The organism is Pseudomonas marincola, from assembly GCF_900116605.1.
GTDB lineage: Bacteria > Pseudomonadota > Gammaproteobacteria > Pseudomonadales > Pseudomonadaceae > Aquipseudomonas > Aquipseudomonas marincola.
This window is the reverse complement of sequence record NZ_FPBC01000013.1, coordinates 97,842-121,311: the sequence shown is the minus strand read 5'-3', so window position 1 is coordinate 121,311 and position 23,470 is coordinate 97,842. Positions and strand designations below refer to the sequence as shown.

At 59.0% G+C, this 23,470-nt stretch carries 24 protein-coding genes; 16 read left to right on the top strand and 8 right to left on the bottom strand.

The genetic code is table 11. The features are described from left to right. Window positions 1-88: 88 nt before the first annotated feature. Window positions 89-568, top strand: coding sequence for an Lrp/AsnC family transcriptional regulator (locus BM395_RS18650; RefSeq protein ID WP_069900780.1), 480 nt, complete (start codon window positions 89-91; stop codon window positions 566-568). A gap of 102 nt (window positions 569-670) precedes the next feature. Further along, entirely contained in the window at window positions 671-883 is a 213-nt protein-coding gene (locus BM395_RS18645; protein WP_069900779.1) for a DUF2788 domain-containing protein, read from the top strand. A 53-nt stretch (window positions 884-936) separates the two neighbouring features. On the opposite strand, the gene BM395_RS18640 is transcribed toward BM395_RS18645, so the two are convergent. Then, entirely contained in the window at window positions 937-1,503 is a 567-nt protein-coding gene (locus BM395_RS18640) for a pseudouridine synthase (RefSeq protein WP_170827777.1), read from the bottom strand. 205 nt (window positions 1,504-1,708) lie between these two features. Here BM395_RS18640 and ahr point away from each other — a divergent pair, with 205 nt between their 5' ends. Further along, window positions 1,709-2,731, top strand: a complete 1,023-nt coding sequence (gene ahr, locus BM395_RS18635; protein ID WP_090514744.1) for an NADPH-dependent aldehyde reductase Ahr — start codon at window positions 1,709-1,711, stop codon at window positions 2,729-2,731. Window positions 2,732-2,925: 194 nt separating this feature from the next. Next, on the top strand, window positions 2,926-3,753 hold the full coding sequence (locus BM395_RS18630; protein WP_090514742.1) for a bestrophin-like domain: 828 nt from the start codon (window positions 2,926-2,928) through the stop codon (window positions 3,751-3,753). Between the two features lies 1 nt (window position 3,754). On the opposite strand, the gene amn is transcribed toward BM395_RS18630, so the two are convergent. Beyond that, the gene (amn, locus tag BM395_RS18625; RefSeq protein ID WP_069900775.1) at window positions 3,755-5,227 is read right to left on the bottom strand and encodes an AMP nucleosidase; all 1,473 of its coding nucleotides are present in this window, start codon (window positions 5,225-5,227) and stop codon (window positions 3,755-3,757) included. 138 nt (window positions 5,228-5,365) lie between these two features. On the opposite strand from amn, the gene BM395_RS23415 reads away from it, so the two are divergent. Together BM395_RS23415 and BM395_RS18620 are read left to right on the top strand one after the other, a co-directional pair. After that, complete coding sequence (locus BM395_RS23415) at window positions 5,366-5,509, top strand: hypothetical protein (RefSeq protein ID WP_170827774.1); 144 nt, start codon at window positions 5,366-5,368, stop codon at window positions 5,507-5,509. A gap of 135 nt (window positions 5,510-5,644) precedes the next feature. Then, window positions 5,645-6,799, top strand: coding sequence for an MFS transporter (locus BM395_RS18620; RefSeq protein ID WP_090514739.1), 1,155 nt, complete (start codon window positions 5,645-5,647; stop codon window positions 6,797-6,799). A gap of 71 nt (window positions 6,800-6,870) precedes the next feature. On the opposite strand, the gene BM395_RS18615 is transcribed toward BM395_RS18620, so the two are convergent. The 3 genes from BM395_RS18615 to BM395_RS18605 all read right to left on the bottom strand — a co-directional run bounded on the left by BM395_RS18615 (window position 6,871) and on the right by BM395_RS18605 (window position 11,670). Next, entirely contained in the window at window positions 6,871-8,520 is a 1,650-nt protein-coding gene (locus BM395_RS18615) for an acyl-CoA dehydrogenase family protein (RefSeq protein ID WP_090514736.1), read from the bottom strand. Next, window positions 8,510-9,157 (bottom strand): TetR/AcrR family transcriptional regulator, encoded by a 648-nt coding sequence (locus BM395_RS18610; protein WP_090514733.1) that lies wholly within the window; start codon window positions 9,155-9,157, stop codon window positions 8,510-8,512. The genes BM395_RS18615 and BM395_RS18610 overlap by 11 nt, the downstream gene beginning before the upstream one ends. A gap of 128 nt (window positions 9,158-9,285) precedes the next feature. Next, a complete protein-coding gene (locus BM395_RS18605; protein ID WP_090514731.1) occupies window positions 9,286-11,670 on the bottom strand; it encodes a hybrid sensor histidine kinase/response regulator in 2,385 nt (794 codons plus the stop codon). A 240-nt stretch (window positions 11,671-11,910) separates the two neighbouring features. Here BM395_RS18605 and BM395_RS18600 point away from each other — a divergent pair, with 240 nt between their 5' ends. From BM395_RS18600 to BM395_RS18580, 5 genes are all read left to right on the top strand, one after another. Beyond that, the gene (locus tag BM395_RS18600; protein WP_069900770.1) at window positions 11,911-12,705 is read left to right on the top strand and encodes a hydroxymethylpyrimidine/phosphomethylpyrimidine kinase; all 795 of its coding nucleotides are present in this window, start codon (window positions 11,911-11,913) and stop codon (window positions 12,703-12,705) included. 13 nt (window positions 12,706-12,718) lie between these two features. Then, window positions 12,719-13,348 (top strand): thiamine phosphate synthase, encoded by a 630-nt coding sequence (gene thiE / locus BM395_RS18595; protein WP_090514728.1) that lies wholly within the window; start codon window positions 12,719-12,721, stop codon window positions 13,346-13,348. A 50-nt stretch (window positions 13,349-13,398) separates the two neighbouring features. Next, window positions 13,399-14,688 (top strand): glutamate-1-semialdehyde 2,1-aminomutase, encoded by a 1,290-nt coding sequence (gene hemL / locus BM395_RS18590; protein ID WP_069900768.1) that lies wholly within the window; start codon window positions 13,399-13,401, stop codon window positions 14,686-14,688. Continuing rightward, complete coding sequence (locus BM395_RS18585; RefSeq protein ID WP_069900767.1) at window positions 14,688-15,299, top strand: hypothetical protein; 612 nt, start codon at window positions 14,688-14,690, stop codon at window positions 15,297-15,299. Before hemL ends, BM395_RS18585 begins: the two co-directional genes overlap by 1 nt. Window positions 15,300-15,438: 139 nt before the next feature. Further along, window positions 15,439-15,984 carry a tetratricopeptide repeat protein gene (locus tag BM395_RS18580; protein ID WP_069900766.1) on the top strand — a complete coding sequence of 182 codons (546 nt, stop codon included), beginning with the start codon at window positions 15,439-15,441 and terminating at the stop codon, window positions 15,982-15,984. Window positions 15,985-16,047: 63 nt separating this feature from the next. Here the strand turns inward: BM395_RS18580 and BM395_RS18575 are convergent, their stop codons facing one another. Continuing rightward, complete coding sequence (locus tag BM395_RS18575) at window positions 16,048-16,371, bottom strand: DUF1820 family protein (RefSeq protein ID WP_090514726.1); 324 nt, start codon at window positions 16,369-16,371, stop codon at window positions 16,048-16,050. A gap of 128 nt (window positions 16,372-16,499) precedes the next feature. Here BM395_RS18575 and miaB point away from each other — a divergent pair, with 128 nt between their 5' ends. From miaB to lnt, 5 genes are all read left to right on the top strand, one after another. Beyond that, the gene (gene miaB / locus BM395_RS18570) at window positions 16,500-17,828 is read left to right on the top strand and encodes a tRNA (N6-isopentenyl adenosine(37)-C2)-methylthiotransferase MiaB (protein WP_069900764.1); all 1,329 of its coding nucleotides are present in this window, start codon (window positions 16,500-16,502) and stop codon (window positions 17,826-17,828) included. A 217-nt stretch (window positions 17,829-18,045) separates the two neighbouring features. Further along, a complete protein-coding gene (locus BM395_RS18565; RefSeq protein ID WP_069900763.1) occupies window positions 18,046-19,050 on the top strand; it encodes a PhoH family protein in 1,005 nt (334 codons plus the stop codon). Further along, window positions 19,043-19,501 (top strand): rRNA maturation RNase YbeY, encoded by a 459-nt coding sequence (gene ybeY, locus BM395_RS18560; RefSeq protein ID WP_090514765.1) that lies wholly within the window; start codon window positions 19,043-19,045, stop codon window positions 19,499-19,501. Before BM395_RS18565 ends, ybeY begins: the two co-directional genes overlap by 8 nt. 50 nt (window positions 19,502-19,551) lie before the next feature. Then, window positions 19,552-20,391 (top strand): CorC family transporter, encoded by an 840-nt coding sequence (locus tag BM395_RS18555; RefSeq protein WP_069900762.1) that lies wholly within the window; start codon window positions 19,552-19,554, stop codon window positions 20,389-20,391. A gap of 153 nt (window positions 20,392-20,544) precedes the next feature. Next, window positions 20,545-22,065, top strand: a complete 1,521-nt coding sequence (gene lnt, locus BM395_RS18550; RefSeq protein WP_090514723.1) for an apolipoprotein N-acyltransferase — start codon at window positions 20,545-20,547, stop codon at window positions 22,063-22,065. Window positions 22,066-22,068: 3 nt separating this feature from the next. On the opposite strand, the gene BM395_RS18545 is transcribed toward lnt, so the two are convergent. After that, entirely contained in the window at window positions 22,069-22,845 is a 777-nt protein-coding gene (locus tag BM395_RS18545) for a YdcF family protein (protein ID WP_090514720.1), read from the bottom strand. 113 nt (window positions 22,846-22,958) lie between these two features. Next, entirely contained in the window at window positions 22,959-23,402 is a 444-nt protein-coding gene (locus BM395_RS18540; protein WP_090514717.1) for a hypothetical protein, read from the bottom strand. Between the last annotated feature and the right edge of the window lie 68 nt (window positions 23,403-23,470).

The following is a 23,470-nucleotide window of genomic DNA, read 5'->3' as shown; positions in this document are numbered from 1 at the left end:
CGAATATTGCTCAAATAAAGCCTGCTTGCGCAATTTTTAACTAATAGAGCATTATTACCTGCACGAAGTTAATGAAAACGAGCCAATCATGAACAAACTTGATCGTTACGACCTGAATATCCTTGCCGAATTGCAGCGCGATGCAACGTTATCCAATCAGGATCTGGCCGAACGCATCGGCTTATCACCATCACCTTGCTCGCGGCGGGTTAAGCAACTGGAGGATGACGGCTATATCGTCGGTCAGGTTGCCCTGCTCGACCGGCAGAAACTCGGCCTGAGCCTCACCGCTTATGTGCTGATCGGCATGGACAGGCACACGCCGGAGCGCTTCGAGCACTTTCAGGAAGTGATTCGTAACTGTCCGGAAGTGCTGGAATGCAGCCTGGTAACGGGCATGGATGCCGACTATCAACTCAAAGTTGTGGTGCCAGACATGGACCACTATCAGAAACTACTACTCGGTACGCTGACCCGTATTGATGGCGTTTCCAGCGTGCGCTCAAGCTTTGTCCTGCAACAAGTGCTCTCCAGCACCCAATTGCCGCTGCAACACCTGCGCAGCTAGGCGAATCCGACTTACCAGCGGGGACTGACCGACGCACGTTGCTGACGTATAATCGCCGGCGATTTGCAGTTCGGCATTGCGCCACACGACATAGAGGTCCGTATGGAACCCGAAGTTTTTGAAAGTTGGATGACCACTATTCTGGTCAGCGGCCTGATTTTGTTCATGGCCTTTATCGTCTGGGATCTGGCGAAGAAATCCAAGGCTGGCCGCTTTGGCAGCATGATTCTGTTTTTGGCGTTGGGCTTGGGCGTGCTTGGCTTTGTGATCAAGACGTTCGTGATCGCCGGCATGGAAATCGAAGGCGGCATGTAAGCCTGCCAGCATTCACCCGCCAGCCATTGGCGGGTGAATTCCTTGAAAACGCATTACAGCTTCGGATCAACTTCGCGCCATTGCCCCGGTTGCAGTTCTGCCAACCGCCACGGGCCAATCTGCACCCTGACCAAACGCAGCGTCGGCAATCCCACTGCCGCCGTCATTCGTCGCACCTGACGATTGCGCCCCTCGCGAATAATCAATTCCAGCCACGCCGTTGGCACGCTCTTGCGAAAACGCACCGGCGGATTACGCGGCCATAACTCGGGTTCTTCCAGCGCACGTACTTGCGCGGGCAGCGTGGGGCCATCGTTCAGCTCAACGCCATCGGCCAGTCGCTGGATCTGCTCGGCAGTTGGCTCGCCCTCAACCTGCACCCAATAGGTTTTCGCCAACTTGTGTTTAGGATCGGCGATACGAGCCTGCAACTGCCCGTCATTGGTCAGCAGCAACAAACCTTCGCTGTCACGGTCCAACCTCCCAGCGGGATACACGCCGGGCACATCGACAAAGTCCTTGAGGGTGGCGCGGCCCTGATCATCATTGAACTGGGTCAGTACATCAAACGGCTTGTTGAGCAACAACAGGCGCGGCTCTGCCGGCGGCGCCTTGGCCACCCGACGCGGTGCAGACTTGTTGGCTGGACGGCGCGGCGCTTGAGGACGCGAGATACGAGGCATGCAAAAACTCATCAACAGTACGACATACAAGCCAGTGTAACCGAGGCAGCAGCCACATCATCATGGCAAATGATCAACCTTCACCTGTAGCTGCAAACGACTATGCTGAAACCGATTTGATTAGCCTGAGGACTTTTACCCCATGAGCACACTCGACACATTCACCGGCTGGGCCGCCAAAGCGCCTGGCGCGCCATTGGAGCAATACGAGTACGACCCGGGTCCGCTCGGCGCAGAAGAGGTTGAGATTGCTGTTGAGTACTGCGGTATTTGTCACTCCGATCAATCAATGATCGACAACGAATGGGGCAATGCAAAATACCCGTTCGTCCCGGGCCATGAAGCCGTTGGCACTGTGGTTCGTCTTGGCGAGCAGGCGCGCGGCCTGAAGCTGGGCCAGCGGGTTGGGATTGGCTGGCACAAATCCAGCTGCATGCACTGCGCGTCCTGCATGGACGGCGCGCACCAGCTCTGCCCGACCGTTAAACCTACCATCATCGGCGGCAATGGCGGCTTCGCCAACCGCATGCGCGCACATTGGGCCTGGGCAATTGCCCTGCCGGACAACCTCGATCCAAGCCTTGCAGGCCCGCTGTTCTGCGGCGGCTCCACGGTATTTGCGCCGCTGCTGGAGCTGGGAGTCAAACCCACCGACAAGGTGGGTGTGGTTGGCATCGGCGGCCTCGGCCATCTGGCTCTGCAATTTCTCAATGCCTGGGGCTGTGAGGTCACGGCGTTTACCTCTTCAATGAACAAGCAAGATGAAGCCAAGCGGCTCGGCGCACACAAGGTTGTTGCCTCGACCGACAGTGCAGCAATGAAAGCAATCACCGCCAGCCTCGATTTTCTGATGATCACCGCCAGTGCCGATCTCGACTGGAACGCACTGATGGCAACATTGCGCGGCAAAGGTCGGCTGCATTTTGTGGGAATCGTGCCAAGCGCAATCCCGGTGCATGTGTTCAATCTGATTCCGCGCCAACGCAGTATTTCCGGCTCACCGGTCGGCTCGCCTGCGATCATGGCGCAGATGCTTGAGTTCTGCGCCCGCCATCAGATTCTGCCGCAGGTCGAGCACTTCCCCATGAGTGAAACCAACGCCGCCATCCAACACCTGCGAGATGGCAAAGCCCGCTACCGTGTGGTGCTCGACGCCAGCAAGTAAGGTTCAAAGACCCACAACAAGGCGCCGCTCTGGCGCCTTGTACATCCCGCCATCACGCCCATAGATTCGCCTCCCCGACTGAGCAACAGGTAAGAGTCGCCCGCGCCGACTAGACTGCAAATGCGCCAGAGCCGGGAGTTTCGCCCTGACGAGTAGATGGATTTTATTCGGGGTGGGGCGAGATGCGAGAGTTTATGTACGAACTCAACAGCGGGCTGATTGCCGGCATATTGTTTGTTTCAATGGCGCTGGTTATTGAGCTGGGCTACCGACGCGGCCGCAAGATCCAGTCGATGTCAGACGAGCCCTGCAAGGCCCACGTCAATGCTATTCAGGGCTCGTTGATCGGGATACTGGCCCTGCTCCTCGGCTTCACCTTTTCCCTGGCATTGCAGCGCTTCGATAATCGCAGCGAAGCGGTGGTCGATGAGGCCAATGCGATAGGCACAGCTTATCTGCGTGCCCACTTGTTGCCCGAGCCTGCGCGCACCGACTCAATCAACAAACTGCAAAGCTACCTGAGCCTGCGCATTCGCACCGGCAATCTCGATTTGGCTAAGCCTTATCAGCGCCGGGCGATGCTGACGCAGGCAGCAGACTTGCAAAGCCAGCTGTGGTCGTATGCCCTCAAAGCCGCGCAAGAGCAGCCGAATCCGGTGACTACCGGGCTGTATATTCAGGCGCTCAACGAAATGATCGATTCGTACGGCACGCGCGATGCCGCGCTCAATCGCCATGTTCCGGAGATCGTGCTGGGGCTGCTGTACATTACGTTTCTGATGGCTGGGGTTATTGTCGGTTACACGGCGGGAATGTCTGGCCACCGCGCTTCATTTGCGACCTACATCATGGTCGGTTTGATCGTGCTGCTGGTGTTCTTGATCATCGACCTCGACCGCCCTCGGCGCGGCCTGATCCAGGTCGACCATAAGAGTCTGGTCGACCTGGAATCGAGTTTGTATGACCCGAAGACCAGCAGCGGTTATCTAAAAACCATGCCCGGCAGTGGCGTGCCGCGCTAACTCAGCGGAACGGCGGCTCATCAAAGCTGCGCAGTTTGCGTGAGTGCAACGAGTTGAGCTGGCTGCGCAGCATGTCCAGTGCCGTAATGCCGATGTGCAAATGCTGGGTCACGGCGCGCTCGTAGAACGCACCCGCCGCGCCGGGCAGTTTGATTTCACTGTGCAGCGGCTTGTCCGATACGCACAACAACGTGCCGTAAGGCACACGCAGTCGATAGCCTTGGGCGGCAATGGTGCCGCTTTCCATGTCTACGGCAATGGCCCGCGCCAAGTTGATTAACGGCCGCTCCTGCGCCCAGCGCAGCTCCCAGTTGCGATCGTCGTACGTCAGAACAGTGCCGGTACGCAGGCGTTTTTTCAGCTCATCGCCGCGCTCACCGGTCACCACCGCAGCCGCTTCCTGCAATGCCAACTGCACTTCAGCCAGGGCCGGCAGCGGGATGTTCGGCGGCAGCACTCGGTCCAGAATCCCGTCGCGACGCATGTAGGCGTGGGCGAGCACGTAATCACCGATGTTCTGCGACTGGCGCAAGCCGCCGCAGTGACCAATCATCAGCCAGCAATGCGGGCGCAATACTGCCAGGTGATCGGTAATGTTCTTGGCGTTGGATGGCCCAACCCCGATATTCACCAAGGTAATGCCATCGCCGTCGCCGGCCAGTAAGTGATAAGCCGGCATCTGATAACGATGCCAGACAACCCCGCCGATAATTGCCTGCATCTCGCCTTCGGACATTCCCCGCTCAATTCTCACGTTGCCCGGCAAGATCATGTGGGTGAAGCGCGAATCGCCGACCAGCATGTCGAGGCCGTGGCGGATGAACTGATCAACATAGCGGTGATAGTTGGTCAGCAAAATCCACGGCTGCACGTGGCGCCAGTCACTGCCGGTGTAATGCACCAGACGGCGCAGCGAGAAGTCCACACGGGCAGCGTCGAACAGCGCCAGCGGCATGCTCTCCATACTCTCCCAGTCGGTCAGGCCGTCAGCATTGTTGTCGGTAGCCGCCGACAGGTCAGTACTCGGAAAGACCCGCGCCAGCTCGGCGGCAGTGACGCCCGAGCCTGCCAGTTCATCGCCCTGCTCGACCACATACGGATAAGGAATATTCTGCTCGCTGATGCCCACCTCAACCCGCAAGGTGTAGTCGTGCATCAGCGGACGCAGCTGCTCCAACAGGTATTTACGAAACGCTGCCGGGTGCGTGACCGTCACGCTATAAGTGCCAGGCACTTGCACCTTGGCGAAGGCGCGCACGGACGCGGGCACCTCGCCCTGACACAAATACGTCAGGCGCAACTCGGGGTAGCGATACTGACAGTGGTTTTCAGCATCCGGTTTAACCCGATCCTTGAGATACGCTTTTAGCGCCCGGCTCAAACCATGGGTTGCCTGCTGATGCAACTCAGCAAGGCGATCCACCGCCTCTTCGGGACTGCTGACAATAATGAAATCATCTGAACATGGACGCATGGCGATTCTTCCTGACTGAACGTGCAGGCTAATATTGCACCCGAGTGTGGCAGCTAAGCCAGTGCCTCTAATTATTTGACCCGCCGGCAAGCGCCTCTTAGAATCGCGGCCCGCACACTTTTCATCCCAGTACGCACCATGAGCATTTCACTGCGCTTCCCCCCATTAGCACCGACCGCGCTGTTGGCGTGTCCGCGTGCCTGGCCGGCGGATGCCAAGCTCAAACGTCGTCGCAGCGTACTCTTCGCCTTCACCTTCTCGCCTCACACGCTCAGCGCCTGAGCCCGACGCACACCTGCGTATACGCCACACCCAAGGCGTAGCGGCTGCAATTTGCTCACATTTTTGCTTTGCGCTGCGCTGCGCAAATTTTTGATCTTGGCTGGCCCCGTCCATTGAACCGGGGCGGAGAACGTGATGAATCGCTGGTTACTGGTTGTACTTATTTTTGCCGTTTCCGTGGTAGGCCTGAGCATGGGCCTGACATTGCCGCTGGTATCGTTGCGCCTGCTTGAAGCCGGCGCATCGCCCTTGCAAATCGGTATTCTGTCGGCAATGCCGGCGGCGGGGATGATTCTTTCGGCATTCATGGTCGCACCGCTGTGCCGTCGCTTCAGTGGCCGCCACCTGTACCTGATGTGCTTCGCCCTCTGCGCAGCCAGTTGCAGCGCCATCGAATGGCTGCCGGACTCGCTGGGCTGGCTCGCAGCCGCCCGTTTGATGCTGGGCGTGGGCATGGGCGTTGCGGTGATTCTGGGCGAGTCCTGGGTTAATGAGTTGTGCGATGAAAACAAGCGCGGCCAGATTGTCGCCCTGTACGCCGCCTGTTTCACCGGCTGCCAGTTGTTTGGCCCAACCCTAATCGGCGTGCTGGGCACACAAAGTCTGTGGCCGATCGCCGTGGTTACCGGGTGTAATCTGCTGGCACTGTTGGCGGTGTGGCTGTATCTGCCCGCCGACTGGAGTGAGGCCGAACACGAACAAACCAAGACTTTCTCGTTGGCGGGCTTCATCAGAGTCGCGCCGGCGCTGTGTACGGGCGTGTTGTTCTTCGCCTTTTTCGACAGCGTGGTGCTCTCGCTGTTTCCGGTTTATGCCAGCAGTCACGGTTACGCAGTCGGCATTGCCGCGTTCATGGTGACCATAATTCTGCTCGGCGACATGACGTTTCAGGTGCCACTTGGCTGGCTGTCGGATCGTTGCGAGCGCAGCCATCTGCATCTTGCCTGCGGTGTCATGGCGTTGCTGATCGGCTGCGCATTGCCCTGGCTGATTGGCCACCCGAGCGTATTGTGGCCGGCGCTGGTCATACTCGGCGCAGTGGCTGGCGGGGTTTATACGCTGGCCTTGGTGCGCATCGGCGAGCGCTTCAGCGGGGCCGAACTGGTCACCGCCAACGCCAGTGTCGGCATGCTCTGGGGCGTCGGCAGCCTGATCGGGCCACTGCTCAGCGGCAGCCTGATGGGCCTTGGTCCGCAGGGTTTGCCATTGGCCCTGAGCCTGGCGGCGGCCTTGTTTGTGGTCACGGCTATTGGCAGTAGAAAGACTCTGCGAGTTGCACGCTCGGCCTGACGACTCGAAAGATTAATCGTCTGAAACGCAAAGAAGCTGACACGTGTCAGCTTCTTTGTTTGCGGCAAGGCTCAGGCGAAATGCGGCGAGCTGCGTGCGACCAGAGACTCTGCATCCACGCCACGCGGCAAGGTGCCGTAAACGCGACCACCGTCGCCCAACCGGCTGGCGATGAAGCCGTCGGAGACTGTCGCATTGCCCGCCTCCAGCAACAATTTGGCCTGCAAGCCTACCGCCACGTCTTCGGTGAGCTGGCGCGCGCGATACTGAATATCGTCGGTGTCCTTGAAGGCGCTGTGCACCTTGGCAATGTGCGCTTTAAGGCGTGCATCGCCGTGACCATCGCCCAATTCGTGGAACAGCGCATCAAGCACGCCCTGCTCCTTGGACAGCGCACGCAGCACATCCAGACACTGAACATTGCCCGAGCCTTCCCAAATCGAGTTGACCGGAGCTTCGCGGTACAGGCGCGGTAAAATGGTGTCTTCCACATACCCGGCGCCCCCGAGGCATTCTTGCGCCTCGTTGATCATCGCCGGCGCACGTTTACAGATCCAATACTTGCCGATGGCCGTTACCAGCCGGGCAAACTTCTGCTCCTGCGCATCGTTCGGATTATCCAGCGCCTTGCCCATGCGCAGCGTCAACGCCAGCGCGGCTTCGCTTTCCAGCGCCAGATCGGCCAGCACGTTTTGCATCAGCGGTTGATCAGCCAGCAGCTTGCCGCCTACTTTGCGGTGCGCGCAGTGATGCGCAGCCTGTGTCAGCGCCTGACGCATCAGGGCGCTGGAGCCGATCATGCAATCGAAACGGGTCAGCGAAACCATCTCGATAATGGTCGGAACGCCACGGCCTTCTTCCCCGACCATCCAGGCAAAGGCGCCCCGGTATTCCACTTCGCTGGAGGCGTTGGACCAGTTGCCCAGCTTGTTTTTCAGGCGCTGGATATAGAACTCGTTACGCGTGCCATCCGGGCGATGACGCGGTAGCAGGAAGCAGGTCAGGCCCTTGTCGGTTTGCGCCAAGGTCAGGAACGCATCGCACATCGGCGCCGAACAGAACCACTTGTGGCCAACCAATTCATACGCCTGACCCGGCCCCGGCGTGCCGACAGGATAGGCGCGCGTGGTGTTGGCGCGCACATCCGTTCCGCCCTGTTTCTCGGTCATGGCCATGCCGATGGTGGCGCCGGTTTTCTGCTCGATCGGCAGGTTACGCGGGTCGTACTGTGTAGACAGGATTTTCGGCAGCCAAATACGCGCAACGTCAGGCTGCAACTGCAGCGCCGGAACGCTTGCGTAGGTCATGGTCAGCGGGCAGCCGCTGCCGGCCTCTGCCTGACTGTGCAGATAACTCAGGCCCGCGCGGGCAACCTGTGCTCCATCACGCGGTTCGGTCCACGGCGCAGATGGCAGACCATGCTCAATCGCCGCACTCATCAGTTGATGGTACGAGGGATGAAACTCAACCAGATCGATGCGGTGACCATAACGGTCATGGCTTTTGAACACGGGCTTGTTTTCGTTGGCGAGAAAGCCGGCGGCCATCAGCTCGCCACCGGCCAGCGCGCCATAAGCATCCAGCCGGTCGTGCGCCCACCCCGCACCAAAGCGCCGGGTCCACTCTTGTAACGGCAGGTCCACGCGGTACAGATTGGCGCCATCCAACGGAGGCACCTGATTGAACACTTCGTGGGTTTCAGCCTGTAATTCAACGCTCATGATAGGGCTCCTTGGCGCCAACGGCACGCAAACAAAAGGTGACTAAACTTTGGCTCACTTCGGCCAGTTGCAGGCTCTGCTGGCCGGCTTCGCGGGCCGAGCGGGCATTCGGTGACAGCGGGCCTACCAGTGATTCGGCAATTGCACCGACCAGGCAGGCGGCTGCCAGAGCGTAATGGCTGACGTCAAAAACGCCCTGCTCCGTGCCTTCGCGCAACAGATCAGTGAATAATTGAGCATAGGCTTCGCGGAAGATCAGACGCTGTTCATCGACCTCTGGCTCGACCGGTTCGGCGATTAGTGCGTAGGCCAGCTGTCGGCTGCTCCAGGCGCGGGCGGCGAATTGCTCCAAGCCATTAACCAGACGCTCGACCGGCGTGCCGCCGAGGGCGAGTGTCCGGTTGAGCGCGTTGATTTCATGCTGACTGGCGCGGGCAAACAGCTGGGCCGCCAGCTCGCCCTTGCTGCGAAAGTGGCGGTACAAGCTACCGGTAGCAACGCCGGCATCTTCGGCCAGAGCCTGCATGGTCAGCGCGGCAAAGCCACCCTCGGTGACGCGGGTGTGAGCGCACAGCATAATGCGCTCACGCAACGCTTGATCGCGGCTGATACGGTGCGCCGTGGTGCGATAGGCCATAATCTGAATCCTGATTCACTTAATGTCAGTGAATCAGGATTCAGATTAATGAGATAGCGGCATTTACGCCAAAAGACCCATCATCTGCGCCGCAAACTGCGCGCGATAATGCGCAATGTGACGCTGCGCTAGTAGGGGCGGGTCAACAGCCAGGCCTGCAAAAGCTGGCGCAATTGCTCGAAGTTAAGCGGCTTGGCCAAATAGTCACTCATGCCGGCGGCCAGACAGCGATCACGGTCGCCCGCCTGACTGTGCGCCGTCACGGCCAGCACAGGCAGCTCTTGGCACGCGGGCATTTGACGCAACGCCCGGCAAACGGCAAAGCCATCCATACCCGGCATCTGACAGTCGAGTAAGACCCCATCGATGCGCTCGCGACGCAGCACCTCCAGCGCTTCGGCGCCGCTGCCGGCAGTAAGCACCTGATAGCCCAATTTGAGCAGCATGCCGCGAATGACCAACTGGTTGATCGGATCATCCTCAACCACTAAGACTTTGCAGTGCTGCGGCTCGCGAATCGACGGTAATGTTTGCCGTGCATGCGGCGAAGCATTTTCTGCCGCCGGCAAATCCATCAGCACGTCCAGCGTGAAGCAGCTGCCGCGCTCGGCCTGCGGTTGATAACTGAGATGGCCCTTGAGCAAATCGGCCAGTTGCTGGCAAATCGACAAGCCGATGCCCAGTCCGCCGTATTGCCGGGTGAGCGAGCCGTCCTGCTGCCAAAACGACTGAAACACCTGCCCCGGCGTGTCTACTTCAATGCCGGCGCCGGTGTCGATCACGCGAAAACTCAACGCTTGCACCGACTCGTTGTTGGCCGGTGCTACGCCACGCACGACTGATAAGCAGACCGAGCCTGTGGCAGTGAATTTGATGGCATTGTCGAGCAGGTAGGTGAGCGCACGCTTGAGTTTGTCGGCGTCCCCTTCAAGGGTGTCGAGCAGCGTTTCATCCACGTCGAGCTTGAACTGCAAATTCTTCTCACTGGCCCTGCCGGCATGGAGTTGGTACAGCTCATTGAGCAGGCCGCGCAGACTGAACACGCGTTTTTTCAGGTGCAGCTTGCCGGCCTGGAGTTCGGTGTGCACCAGAATATCGTTGACCATGTGCATCATGTCGCGCGCAGAGGCGGCGGCAGTTTGCTGATACTGCTGAGCCTCGTTATCGAACTCCAGGGTTTTCAGCAGTTCCAGAGAACCGATAACGCCATTCATTGGCGTACGCAATTCATGCGTGACCGTCGCCAGAAACTCATCCTTGAGCCGGTTACTGGTCGCCAGTTGACTGTTCAACGCAGCCAGTTGTGAGGTCGACTGTTGAAGAATCCGCGCGCGCTCTTCCTTCAAGGTGTTGATGCGGTCAGCCAGCGCCAGAGACAACAACGCGACCTCCAGTGCCGAGCCAATCTGGCTCGCGTACATGGTCAGGAACACGTTGGGCAGGAAGCCCAGCACCATCAGGGTGTTGACCATGCCGCCGATTAGGAATGTCGACCAGGCCACGATGAAGTAACGCGCAACCCTCATGCCACGCAGCCCGGCAATGATACCGGCGGCGAAAATCACCACGATAAACACCAGCGACAGCCCCGTAGCCAACCGCAACGACAAGGCATAGCTGTTGGTGAGGGCCATGAACATCACACCGGCGCCGGCCAGCATCATGGTCATCAGACAACGATCCACCCAGCGACTGTGCAGCCGGGTTTGCAGAAAGCTGCGGGCGAACTGGCTGCCGAACAAGACCGCCGAGCCGATCAACAAGGGCGTGGAAATGTTGGCCCACCACGGATTATCGGGCCACAGGTACTGCACGCCAGCGCCATTTACCGACACCTGATACATGCCGAACGAGGCGATGTAGAGAATGTAATAGAGGTAGCTGACGTCGCGAACGCTGAAGAAGATGAACAGGTTGTAGATCATCATCACCAGCAGCACGCCGTAGATGATGCCCAGCACATAGATGTGCTCAGGTTGAGACTCAATAAAAGCGGTGGTCGACCACAGGGTCAACGGCACCTGAATCGAGCCCTGACTCTCGACCCGCAAGTAGTAACGGGTCGACTCGCCAGCTGGCAGGTGCAGCGCGTAGAGGTAATTGTGTTGTTTGATCTGCCGACTGCTGAACGGCAAGGCATCGCCACTGCGCTGCAGCAGGCTGTAGCCGCCCTGCTCGTCACGGCCATACAGGTCTACATGGTCGAGCGGTGGATACGCCAGCTCCAATAGCCAGGTACGATCTCTGACCACCTTCTGCGGCTGGTAATCCAGATCAATACGCAGCCAAAACACCGAACGCGAATACCCCGCATTCAGTACGTTTTTATCATGCGTTCGAAAACTTCCGGCCATGGCAGGCGAATCGATATCGTCGATCTTCAACTCGCCGCGCACATCTTCGAATACCGAAATTTGCGGGCCAAGGGTCAACGATTGGGTTGTCTCGTCAAAGACCACCGCACTGGCAAATGTTGGCAGAACCGCCAATAACAGCATCACGATAAAACGCATACAGCCCGTCACAGCCTAAATGAAAGTGATATCGCCGTGCGCAGGGGCACGGTAACTGGCCAAGGTCGGCAAAAGCCCGACACTCTAGCACAGCCTTTAGAGAGTTAAATGCGCATTGCTGCCTGCCGCGCCTGCGCTTTGATTTCAGGGCCAAACCACGGCCTTGTGCAGCCGCTGCCAAACAATTTGCTGATGCCTAAAAGGGCGCAAATCGTTTGATTAATGATAAGCTCGCGCTCCATGAAAACACCGACCTCACGCCCCGTAGTGCTTTGCGTGTCTGGCCATGACCCCAGTGGCGGCGCCGGACTGCAAGCCGATATTGAAGCCCTGCTCGCCCAAGGCTGTCACGCCGCGCCTACCGTGACCGCTCTCACCGTGCAGGATACCGTCAACGTATCTGACTTCCGCGTGCTCGACCGCGAGTGGGTTCTGGCGCAAGCAAACGCTGTGATTGCCGACCTGCCTGTTGAGGCGATTAAGCTGGGCATGCTGGGTTCGGTGGAGATGGTCGAAACCGTCCTCGAAATCAAAAACAGCCTGCCCAATGTGCCCATGGTCTGCGACCCGGTACTGCGTGCGGGCGGCGGCGGTGCGCTGGGCAAGGATGAAGTCGGCTACGCCATGCGCGAACGTCTGTTCCCGGCATCCCTGATCGCCACGCCGAATCTGCCCGAAGCGCGTATTCTCGCCGAGCTGCCTGAAGGCACAGCCGATGAGTGCGCTGAAAAACTTCTGCCCTTCATCAAGCACCTGCTGATCACCGGCGGTCACGGTGATGAGAAGGAGGTGCACAATCGCCTGTACTCACGCGACGGCAGCCAGCACACCTTTACCTGCCAGCGCCTGCCCGGCAGTTACCATGGTTCGGGCTGCACGCTGGCCAGCACATTGGCCGGACGCATCGCGCTGGGCGAGGAATTGGTCAGCGCCGTGAAGTCGGCACTCGACTACACCTGGCGTACGCTGCGTGATGCCGAGCAACCGGGCCATGGCCAATACATTCCGCGGCGCCTGCCATTGGATGCAAGCTGAAGGAGGGTATCTGATGAAACTGCAGGGACTCTACGCAATCACCGACAGCCAACTGCTGGCTGACGGCAAAATGCTGCCTTATGTAGAGGCTGCGCTGCGCGGCGGCGTGACACTGCTGCAGTACCGCGATAAATCCAGCGATGACGCCAAGCGTCTGCGCGAAGCCCAGGAGCTGCGTGATCTGTGTGAGCGTTACGGCGCCAACCTGATCATCAACGACGACGCCGAACTGGCAGCGCGCCTCGACGTCGGCCTGCATTTGGGCCAGGGCGATGGCTCACTCGCCGCCGCCCGCGCACTGCTCGGCCGCAAGGCGATCATCGGTGTGACCTGCCACGCGCAGGTCGAACTGGCGGAAATCGCCGCCACCGAAGGCGCCAGCTACGTCGCGTTTGGCCGGTTCTTCAATTCCAACACCAAGCCCGGCGCACCTGCCGCCAGCATCCAGACCCTGACTGAAGCCAAATCGCGCTGTCACCTGCCGATTGTCGCCATTGGCGGAGTGACGCAGGACAACGCCGGGCAATTGATTAGCGCCGGCGCCAGCATGATTGCCGTGATACACGCCCTGTTCGCAGCCGAGAGCAGCGATGAGGTCGAATCCCGTGCCCGCGCCTTCAGCGATCTGTTTGCCACTGTCTGATTAATTACGGGCGCCAACCGCGCCCTGCTCACACTTTTTGAGAGGCCATTATGTCCCGTTCGGAAACCCTGTTTGCCAATGCCCAGAAGCACATTCCTGGCGGCGTAAACTCACCGGTCCGCGCATTCAAAAGCGTCGGCGGCACACCGCTGTTCTTCAAAAGCGCATTGGGCGCCTACATTACCGATGAAGACGACAAGCAGTATGTCGATTACGTCGGTTCCTGGGGCCCGATGATCCTTGGCCACAGCCACCCGGAAGTGCTTGACTCGGTGCGCAGCCAGCTTGAACACGGCTTGTCATTTGGCGCGCCGACCGCCATGGAAACCGAAATGGCGGACCTGGTCTGCGAGCTGGTGCCATCCATGGAAATGGTGCGCATGGTCAACTCCGGCACCGAAGCCACCATGAGCGCTATCCGTCTGGCGCGTGGCTTTACCGGCCGCGACTCAATCGTCAAATTTGAGGGCTGTTACCACGGCCACTCCGACAGCCTGCTGGTAAAGGCCGGTTCCGGCGCACTGACTCAGGGCGTGCCAAGCTCTGCCGGCGTTCCTGCCGACTTCGCCAAACACACCCTGACGCTGCCCTTCAACAATATTGAAGCGGTTAAAGAGTGCCTGGAGAAATCGGGGCAGAACATCGCCTGCATCATCGTTGAGCCGGTTGCCGGCAACATGAACTGCGTACCGCCAGCCCCGGGCTTTCTGGAAGGCCTGCGCGAGCAGTGCGACAAGCACGGCGTGGTGCTGATTTTTGACGAAGTCATGAGCGGCTTCCGTGTATCCCTTGGCGGCGCGCAGGCGTATTACGGCGTGACGCCGGACCTGACCACGTTCGGCAAGATCATCGGCGGCGGCATGCCGGTTGGCTGCTTCGGCGGCAAGCGCGAGATCATGAGCCACATCGCCCCGCTGGGCCCGGTCTATCAGGCCGGTACGCTGTCGGGTAACCCGCTGGCAATGGCCGCAGGTCTGACCACTCTGCGCCTGATCAAGCGTCCTGGCTTCCATGACGAACTGACTGACTACACCAGCCGCCTGCTGGCGGGCCTCAAAGAGCGCGCACAAGCTGCCGGTATCGACTTTGTCACGACTCAGGCGGGCGGCATGTTCGGCCTGTACTTCTGCGACAAGCCAGACATCATCAGCTTTGAAGACGTCATGAGCAGCGACATCAATCGCTTCAAGCGCTTCTTCCACCTGATGCTTGAGGGCGGCGTGTACCTGGCACCGAGCGCCTTCGAAGCCGGCTTCACCTCCATCGCCCATGGCGACGCCGAGTTGAAGCTGACACTGGACGCGGCTGAAAAAGCCTTCGCGCAGATGCAGAACGACTAATGGGCGAAACCTCGCTACTGCTCGGCGCTGCACTGGCGCTGGTGTGTGCCAGCAGCGCGGTGGCAATTGGCCTGACGCGCAAGCTGCACACCGAAGCCGATCAGGCGGGACTGTTCTGCGCCCTGCTCGGCTTTGCCATTACAGCGGCGGCCGGTGCCAGCATTGCGCTGCCCGGCGCGCAGTCGGCGTTGCTCTGGCTGAGCCAGGCGGCGCAGTTTCTGGCGCTGCCGCTGATCGCCGCTGCCGCGCTGGCACTGAGCCGGAGCTGGACGTGGAGCCGGCCGAACTGGGGCCGTATCCTGCTCGGTCTGTGTGCATTCTTCGAGTTATTCCGGCAAATGCACCAGTTGGAGAACTACCGCCTGCTGATCAGCGTGATCAGCCTGCTGCTGATTGTCTATGCTGGAGCTGTACAGTGGCCGCGCCGAATGCCGGCATTGTTAGGTGTTGCCTCGGCCGGATTGCTGTTACTGGCCGGTTTGAGCGCCGCTAACCGGCTGAACCCGGGCCTGATCAGCGCTAACAATCTGACCTTGCTACTGCTGACACCGGCCTCTGCGCTGCTGGCGAGATTGTTAGTAATCCTTCCGGGACAGCGCAAACCGGAGTAAAACTAGGCAAGGACACGTAGGCTGAGCAGAAATATGGCAAAGGCTTTGTATCAACCGCCCCGCTTATTTCATAATGTGCTGCACAGCTCAATTTTCAGGCATTGCGCCTACCGCCTACCCTCGAGGTAATTGGATTTTCATGAAATGCTCCGGCCGCACCCTGGTACTGGGATGCTTGCTGCTTTTGCCTTTATACGCATCTGCAGACGGAAACTCTTTACTGATTCCGGCAACGGGCAGCTGCTCGCTTAATACGGCGCCTGAAGACCTGCCAAATGCCCTGACGGCGTGCCGTCAAGCAGCGCAGAACGGCGACCGCCAGGCTCAATTCGAACTGGGCGAGTATTTCTATGACGGTAAGCGCACCCCGCGTGACCTTTCGCAAGCACTCAACTGGTTCCAGCAGGCCTCGTTACAGGGGCACGCGCAGGCGCAATATCGTCTGGGCATGATGTTTTACCGCGGTGAAGGTGTGCCGGCGAATAACGTGCAGGCTTATATCGTTCTGAAAATGGCCGAGATCAATGGCTCGGACGACGCCATGGACAGCGCCGACCTGCTCTCTGAGCAAATGCAGCGCAAAGAACTCGAAACCGCCAGCCAGGTGCTGGGGCAGATCTTCCGCAATTATCTGCAAGAGTTGCAAAACCAGGCCGGAAGTTCACCCTTCGCGCCTCTGCCTTGAACCCTGAAACCCTGAAACCGACCGTTCAGGGTTTTCTGTCTACACGCCAACCAGCAAGCTGTGTTACTTCTCGGGCATCGGCATCGGGAACGGCATGACATTACTGCTCGCCTTGGCTTCGCTGATCTTCGGCGTGCCCAACCGCTCGACTTCATCGATGCGGATAATCGAGTGCATGGGCACAAAGCTGCGCACTACGCCATCAAACTGCGCCTTGAGCTTCTCTTCACTCGGATCAACCACTACCTGGGTGCGTTCACCGAAGATGAACTCTTCAACTTCAAGAAAGCCCCACAGATCACTCTGAAAGATCTGCTTGGCGTACATCTCGAAGACCTGTCCCTGATTGAGGAAAATGACCTTATAAATAGGCTCGCGCTTGCTCATGAGTGGCAGTCTAGACTGTGAAAATTGGAGGGCGCAAATCATAGCACAGCCATCGAGCAGTCAATGCTAGGAACACAACCCCATGGGCCTTATAATGTGCGGTTCGTCGAATCACTCTTTGAGCCCGCATGACCAAGAAGCTTTATATCGAAACCCACGGTTGCCAGATGAACGAGTACGACAGCTCGCGCATGATCGACCTGCTGGGCGAACATCAAGCCCTGGAAGTCACGAAACGTCCTGAAGATGCGGACGTGATCCTGCTCAACACCTGCTCCATCCGCGAGCGGGCCCAGGACAAGGTTTACTCCCAGCTCGGCCGCTGGCGTGAACTGAAACTGGAAAACCCCGATCTGGTAATCGGTGTTGGCGGCTGCGTGGCCAGTCAGGAAGGCGAGGCCATTCGTGACCGCGCGCCCTATGTAGACGTAGTGTTCGGCCCGCAAACCCTGCACCGTTTGCCCGAAATGATTAACGCTGCGCGCACCACCAAATTGCCGCAAGTGGATATCTCATTCCCGGAAATCGAGAAATTCGACCGTTTGCCAGAGCCGCGCATCGACGGCCCGACCGCTTATGTCTCGGTCATGGAAGGATGCAGCAAGTACTGCACATTCTGCGTTGTACCTTATACCCGTGGTGAAGAAGTCAGCCGCCCGCTACGCGACGTGCTATCGGAAATCGTTCATCTGGCTGAAAACGGCGTGCGCGAAGTCACCCTGCTCGGCCAGAACGTTAACGGTTATCGCGGCGAGACCAGCAATGGCCAGATCGCCGACTTTGCCGAACTGCTGTATGCCGTCGCGGCAATCGACGGGATCGACCGGATTCGCTACATGACCTCGCACCCGCTGGAGTTCTCCGATGCGCTGATTCAAGCGCATGCGGATATTCCAGAGTTGGTGAAGTACCTGCATTTACCGGTGCAGTCCGGTTCCGACCGGATTCTGGCGGCGATGAAGCGCAACCACACCGCGCTTGAGTACAAGTCGCGCATCCGTAAATTGAAGGCCGTGGTGCCGGATATTCTGATCAGTTCCGACTTCATTATCGGCTTCCCCGGCGAAACCGAAAAAGACTTCGAACAGACTATGAAGCTGATTGAAGACGTGCGCTTCGACTTCTCCTTCTCGTTCGTTTACAGCGCCCGCCCCGGCACGCCGGCTGCGGATCTGGCCGACGACACGCCCGAAGAGCTGAAAAAGCAGCGCCTGAAAATCCTGCAGGACCGCATCAGCCAGATCGGCTCGGAAAACAGCCGGCGCATGGTTGGCAGCGTGCAACGCATTCTGGTCAGCGACTACTCGCGCAAAGACCCGGGCATGTTGCAGGGCCGCACCGAGAGCAATCGGGTGGTCAACTTCCGCTGCGATAATCCGGGCCTGATCGGCCAATTCGTCGACGTCATGATTGACAGTGCTCAGCCCTACTCACTTCGTGGATCTCTGCTCAACTGACAAGAGTGCCCGACCGAACCTTTTGCGATCCGGCTGCAACAACGGATTTCACCCTACGCGGCAAGCAGGCCAGCGGTACTTTTCCGCCCGCTGCATGTCGCGTAGTCTGAATCTGCCCAGATCGCGAAAAGGCGCCTGCCATCTGCCGCTTTCGCGCGCCAGCTGGTAGGGTTATTCTTGACTCATCACCCAGCCGACTGGCGGCCAAAAGACGACCTTGAATACACCTATAGAACCTAATCGTTTTGTCCTCGAACCCTTTGAATCAGAGCGGTTCGCCAACCTTTGTGGCCAATTTGACGAAAACCTGCGCCTGATCGAAGAGCGCATGGCCATCGAGATCCGCAATCGCGGCAATCAATTCGAGCTGGTCGGCGAACCCGAGCAGACCAAAATTGCCGAGCAGTTGCTGCGGCGCCTGTACCGCGAAGCCAAATCCAGCGAACTGTCACCAGACACCGTGCACCTGTTCCTGCAGGAATCCGGTCTGGAAGAGATGGCGAACCCGGTGGCAACAGCCAGCGTAGCCTTGCGCACACGCAAGGGCATGATTCGCCCGCGCGGTATTAATCAGCAGGCTTACGTCAAATCGATTCTTGAGCACGACATCAACTTCGGCATTGGCCCGGCCGGTACGGGTAAAACCTATCTGGCAGTCGCCTGCGCAGTCGATGCGCTCGAACGTGAACAAATCCGCCGTATTCTGCTGGTTCGCCCCGCGGTTGAAGCCGGTGAAAAACTCGGCTTCCTGCCGGGCGACCTGTCGCAGAAAATCGATCCGTATCTGCGCCCGCTGTATGACGCACTGTACGAGATGCTTGGTTTCGAGCAAGTGGCCCGACTGATCGAAAAGCAAGTGATTGAAGTAGCGCCACTGGCTTACATGCGCGGCCGTACGCTGAATAACAGCTTCATCATTCTCGACGAAAGCCAGAACACCACGCTGGAACAGATGAAGATGTTCCTCACGCGTATCGGCTTCGGCTCAACCGCAGTCATCACCGGTGACATCACTCAGGTCGACTTGCCGCGTGGCACAAAGTCCGGTCTGACCCACGTGATCGAAGTGCTGCGCGATGTGCCTGGCATCAGCTTCACCCACTTCAAGCCCAAGGACGTGGTGCGCCATCCGTTGGTTCAACGCATTGTTGAAGCCTACGAGCGCTTCGATAGCCAGGCCGAAAAGAAATCGAGCGATGAGCGCAATAATGGCAATGCTTGAACTCGACCTGCAAATTGCCAGTGACGCGCCCGACCTGCCCAGCGAAGAGCAGTTCCGCAGTTGGTGCAGCGCTGCCCTCAAGCAGCGTACGGCAGATTCGGAGCTAACCATCCGTTTGGTCGATGAACCTGAAGGGCGTGAACTCAATCACACCTATCGCCAGCGCGATTACGCCACAAATGTGCTTTCATTCCCTGCAGATGTTCCAGATGAGATGCTCGACATCCCGCTGCTGGGCGATCTGGTCATTTGCGTGCCGGTAGTGGCGCGCGAAGCGGTCGAGCAGAACAAGAGCCTTGAGTCGCACTGGGCGCACCTGGTGATTCATGGCTGCTTGCATCTGCTCGGTTATGACCATATTGAAGACGATGAAGCGCTCGAGATGGAAAGTCTCGAACAAGTTTTAATGGCCGAACTGGGTCACCCGGACCCGTACGCCGACCATGATTGATACACCCATTGCATGATCTCCCACCTAGAAAGGATCCTGAGTAAAACGCCATGAGCGAAGACCGATCGAGCAACGAGCAAAAGACCTGGCTGGACAAGCTGACTCAGGCTTTTGCTCATGAGCCGAAAAACCGCCAGGAGCTCCTCGAAGTCCTTCGAGAAGCGCATCAAAACAAACTGCTCGACAGTGAGGCACTGGCAATCGTCGAAGGCGCCATCCAGGTCGCGGACTTGCAAGTTCGCGACATCATGGTCCCCCGCTCACAGATGATCAGCATCAAATCGACCCAGACGCCTAAAGAGTTTCTGCCCTCGATCATTGATGCCGCGCACTCGCGCTACCCGGTAATCGGCGAAAGCCTGGATGATGTCATCGGCATCCTGCTGGCCAAGGATCTGCTCCCGCTGATCCTGGTTGAAGACCAGCAGAGCTTCAACATCAAGGATCTGCTGCGTCCTGCCACCTTCGTCCCCGAATCGAAACGCCTGAATGTGCTGCTGCGCGAGTTCCGCGCCAACCACAATCACATGGCCGTGGTGATCGACGAGTACGGCGGTGTTGCCGGGCTGGTGACCATCGAGGACGTGCTTGAGCAGATCGTCGGCGACATCGAAGATGAGCACGATGTCGAGGAAGACAGCTACGTCAAACCACTGCCCAGCGGTGATTTCCTGGTCAAGGCACTGACGCCGATCGACAACTTCAACGAGGCGTTCGACACTGCGTTCTCGGATGACGAGTTCGACACCGTAGGCGGCCTGGTCATGAGTGCGTTCGGGCACTTGCCCAAGCGCAATGAAGTCACCGAGATCGGCGGTTTCCGCTTCCGCGTCCTCAACGCCGACAGCCGTCGGTTGCACCTGCTCCGGCTGACACCGCTCAGCCATTAAGCAGTTTGCTCTCTGCGCAGGTTCACCTGCGCAGAGACTGGCGCTGCGTCCTGCAGCCGCCCCGCTGAATACACATCTTTACACCCTCATGCTTGCTCTCGACTGCCCGATGGCGCTAGCCTCCTGCGGTCTTATTACTGCCAAGGATTAAACATGCGCTGGATCACCTCTGCTGGCTGGCCGGGCAACCTGATTGCACTGGCCGCAGGTGCCGCGACAACGCTGGCACTGGCGCCATTCAATATCTGGCCGCTGGCGATTGTGGTTATCGCACTGTTCTACCTTGGCCTGCGCACGCTGAATCCGCGTCAGGCGTTGTGGCGTGGCTGGTGGTTTGGTTTCGGCTTATACGCCGCAGGCACCAGCTGGGTATATGTCAGCATCCACCAATTCGGCGATGCCAGCCCGGCATTGGCCGGCGCACTCACGCTGGCGTTCGTCGCCGCACTCGGCGCATTTTTCGCCCTGCCCGCCTGGCTATGGGCTCGCTGGTTGCGTCGAGACGAAGCGCCACTGGCAGACGCACTGGCCTTTGCTGCGCTCTGGGTTGCGCAAGAAGCCTTTCGCGGCTGGTTCCTGACTGGTTTCCCCTGGCTTTATTCAGGCTACAGCCAACTCACCGGCCCGCTGTCGGGGCTGGCGCCTCTGGGAGGAGTCTGGCTGATTTCGTTTGCCCTGGCGCTAACTGCAACCTTGCTGGTCAATCTGTATTCACTGCGCACACGCCTGAGCTTTTTGGCGGCGGCGATTGTGCTGCTGGCCGCGCCTTGGGTCGCGGGCTTCAGCCTCAAGCATCACCAATGGACGACAGCGGTTGGCGAGCCACTGAAGGTGATGACCATTCAAGGCAACGTGCCGCAGAACATGAAGTGGGACCCGGAGCAACTGGATGCGCAACTTTCGCTGTACCGTGACCTGACGTTCCAGTCCAAACCCGCCGACCTGATTGTCTGGCCGGAAACCGCAGTACCGATTCTGAAAGAACGCGCCAGCGGTTATTTGAGCGTGATGGACACGTTCGCCAATGACCGCAATGCCGCACTGATTACCGGCGTACCGCTGCGCCAAGCCAATGCGCAGGGCGATCAGCGTTATTACAACGCGGTAACTGTGGTTGGCCAAGGCAGCGGCGACTATCTCAAACAGAAGTTGGTGCCGTTTGGCGAATACGTGCCGCTGCAGGATGTTCTGCGCGGCCTGATCGCCTTCTTCAACCTGCCCATGTCCGACTTCGCGCGCGGCAGCGCAGACCAGCAGCTACTGCAAGCCAAGGGCTACAGCATTGCCACTTACATTTGTTACGAAGTGGTATATCCCGAGTTCGCTGCGGGGCTGGCGGCGCAGAGCCAGCTGCTGCTGACCGTGAGTAACGACGCCTGGTTCGGTGACTCAATTGGCCCGTTGCAACACCTGCAGATGGCGCAGATGCGCGCACTTGAAGCGGGCCGCTGGATGATCCGCGCCACCAATAACGGCATGACTGGCTTGATCAACCCATTCGGCGAAATCACCCTGCAACTGCCGCAATTCAAACGCGCCGTCATGTACGGCCATGTGCAGCCTGTTGAAGGGCTGACCCCTTACCTGCAATGGCGCTCGTGGCCGCTGATCATTCTCTGCGGGCTGATCTTCGGCTGGGCGTTGCTCGCGGCTCGCATGGCTAAAACGGTTTAAGCGCTATTCATCGGGCTCGCTGGCGTAGACCAATGGGTACGCCAGCAGCCCGACAGCCTCGTTGAACAGCAGAGTGTTGCGCCATAGCGCCCTGCCATCCGGCAACCAGCCGCCCAAGGGCTCGCCGTTGGCCACACTGAAAAAGCCGAAAGGCGCCGGCACCACATCGAAACCGGCCTGCTCGAAACACCAGACCGCACGCTGCATGTGCCAGGCCTGAGTGACCAGAACAATGCGTTTAACCCCTTGCGGCTTTAACAGCTCAGCACTGCGCTGGGCATTTTCCCAGGTGGTGCGACTCTGGCCTTCTTGCCAGCGCGCCTGCAAACCGTAATCGACCGCCAACTGCTCAGCCATGATCTGCGCCTCGCTTGGCGGCGTGCCGTAATGCAGGCCGCCACTGGTGGCAATTGGCAGCGCGCTGGCTCGAGACAGCCGCGCCGCGTAGCGAACGCGTTCCTGCGCGAACCAACTTGACTGATCAGCGCCCCACGCCGGATCTCCACGCTGCCGACCGCCGCCCAGCACCACAATCGCATCCGCTCTTTCGCCCAGACTGGCCCATTCATCGGGCTGAATCGCCGGATGGCGCTCAATCCCGCGCGCCGACCACTCGACCACCACCGGCAAACTCATCAGCCAGATTCCGGCAAAGCCACCGACAAAGCAGGCAGACGCCAAACGCGGGGCGCGCCGACGCAACCACCAGGCAAGCAAGATCAGCAGCAAGAAGATGCCGGGCGGTAATAACAGATGCTTGAGAATATAACGAAACGCCATGCACACCTCCGAGATGCGCAAAGGCTATCAGGCGCAGTGCATCAACTCGAAGGAAAATTGCTCAGCGATTGCGCCAATAAAGGCGTGACGATTAATCCTGATAAACGCGTGCTTCAGCCGGTCTGATTAGCCCGAAACAGTTGCGAACCACACTCGCAGCACGCACGCACGCCGCCGGGCTGAAAATCCGCAGGAACCCCGCACATTGCACAACACAGCGGCTGCCGGCGCCGGGTGAAGGTTTTGCTGCGCAGCTCGACTTTACCCAGAGGTTTGCCAGCCAGCCCGTTGAGCCGCGATTTGCGCAGCGGCAAATGCTCAAGCATCGCCAACTCTTCGGCCGCCGCATGCCAGCCGCGCAACCAATTGAGGTCGTGATCCATGTACGCCTTGATCAGCTCCACCTCGGAGGGCGACAGGCCACGCAATTCCAGTTCATCGGGCGGCCCGGCCCGATGACCACGCAATGAATGCGCCTCGTCCAACGCCAGTTCAAGGCGCTGCAATAGCCGCTCATAGAGCCCGCCTCGCGCCTCGGTCTGTCGCAGTCCTGCCATTGGGTCACCTCATCATGAGCTAAACGTCTAAGTCCTAATCCAAGCTTAGCGCTCACCCTGCTGGCAGG